The sequence below is a fragment of the Tahibacter caeni genome (genome assembly GCF_024609805.1).
Classification (GTDB): domain Bacteria; phylum Pseudomonadota; class Gammaproteobacteria; order Xanthomonadales; family Rhodanobacteraceae; genus Tahibacter; species Tahibacter caeni.
Genome location: NZ_JANFVR010000544.1, coordinates 1 through 1,958, shown reverse-complemented (window position 1 = coordinate 1,958; position 1,958 = coordinate 1). Strand labels below are relative to the sequence as shown.

Here is a 1,958-nt window from a genome sequence, read left to right as displayed (position 1 = left end):
CCGGCGCCGGTGCTGCGCGCCCAGGAGCCGGCCGCGCCGCGCGGCAGCCTGCCGGATCAGGCCTTGCTCGACGCGTTGCAGCAGCGGCTGACCGAAGCGCCGGCCTGCGCGCCGGCCTGCGCGCGCATCGCGCGCGCCGAACTCGCGCTGTCCGGCGACGCGCTGCAGGTCGCGCTCGACGTGCACGCAGGTGAACGCGTAGCCGTGCCGCTGCCGGTCGTCGACGGCGGCGGCGTGCTCGGCGAAGTCCGCATCGACGGCGTTGCCGCCGACAGCGTCGCGCGCCAGTCGGCGCAGGACTGGCTCGCGCTCGCGCGCGGCGTGCACCGGATCGCGCTGAGCTACCGCATCGTCGACTCCGACCACGTTGCGCTGAAATTCGCGCTCGCGCCGGCCGAAGTGCGCCTGAACCTCAACGGCTGGCAGGCCGGCGGCGTCAGCGAGAACCGGCTGCTCGGCGACACGGTCACCCTCGCGCGCGAACGCGCCGCGGCGTCGGCGTCGGCGCGCGGCGGCACGCAGCAGTTCCCGCCGTACGTGCAGGTCGAGCGCAGCCTCGCGTTCGATCTGGAATGGCGCGTGCTGACGACGGTGCGCCGTCTCGCGCCGGCCGAAGGCGGCTTCTCCGTGCGCGTGCCGCTGCTCGACGGCGAGCAGGTCATGAGTTCGGACGTCAAGGTCGAAGGCGGCCAGGCGCTCGTCGCGTTCGGCGCCGGCGAGAACGAAGTCAGCTGGAACGGCACCCTGGCGCGCCGCGAAGCGGTGGAGCTGGTTGCGCCGGCGCTGGAGCAGCGCGCCGAAGTCTGGAGCGTGGTGCTGAGCCCGACCTGGCATGCGGACTTCAGCGGCGTGCCCGAGGCGCGCCGCGCGCCGCCGGAACAGCAGTGGGTGCACGAATTCCATCCGCTGCCCGAGGAAAAGCTGCAGATCGCGCTGTCGCGGCCCGAGGCCGTCGCCGGCAAGAGCATCGCGATCGACGACGTCGTGGTCACGACCGCGGCGAGCCGGCGCGCGCTCGATACGACCCTGGAGATCTCGCTGCGCAGCACCCAGGGCGGCGAGCACGGCATCACCTTGCCGGCCGGCGCCGAAGTGCTGTCGGTCGAGGCCGGCGGTCAGCCCATCAACCTGCGGCCGCGCGACGGCAAACTGAGCCTGCCGGTCGCGCCCGGCAGCAAGCGCTACAAGATCAGCCTGCGCCAGGCCCAGGAGCTCGGCGTCAGCGTGAAGACGCCGGCCTTCGATCTCGGACTGCCGTCGGCCAATCTGCAACTGAACCTCAATCTGCCGGCTGACCGCTGGGTGCTGTTCACTCACGGCCCGGCCGTCGGGCCGGCCGTGCTGTACTGGGGCGAGCTGCTCGTGATGATCCTGCTGGCTTATGCGCTGAGCCGCACGCGGCGCACGCCGCTGAAGCTCTGGCAATGGCTGCTGCTCGGCTTCGGCTTCTCGACGGCCTCGTGGGTCGCTCTCGTCGTCGTCGTGCTCTGGCTGTTTGCGCTTGACTGGCGCGAGCGCTGGAACACCGGCTCGACCGTGTCTTTCAACCTCGTGCAGATCGCGCTCGCGCTGTTCAGCGTGCCGGCGCTGCTGTGCCTGGTCGCCGCGGTCTATGCCGGCCTGCTCGGCGATCCGGACATGAGCGTCACCGGCAACTGGTCCAGCGCGCGCAGCCTGCGCTGGTTCGCCGACCAGAATGCGGCGCTGCTGCCGCAGGCCGGCGCGCTGACCTTGCCGATCTGGATGCACAAGGTCGCGATGCTGGCCTGGGCGCTGTGGCTGGCCTCGGCGCTGGTCGGCTGGCTGCGCTGGGGCTTCGCCAGCTGGACCCGCGGCGGCTATTGGCGCCGCGACGTGCGGCAGCGCGTGAAGCTGCCGGATCCGCCGCCGCCGCCGGCGCAGGCCGACGCATGAAGCCGCCCCTGGGCCGGCGCGGCGCATGAGCCGCGTCGGCGACA

At 72.6% G+C, this 1,958-nt stretch carries 1 pseudogene; it reads left to right on the top strand.

The features are described 5' to 3' along the window. Nucleotides 1-1,914: pseudogene (locus tag NON22_RS23605) on the top strand (hypothetical protein); the annotation flags it as partial. Between the last annotated feature and the right edge of the window lie 44 nt (nt 1,915-1,958).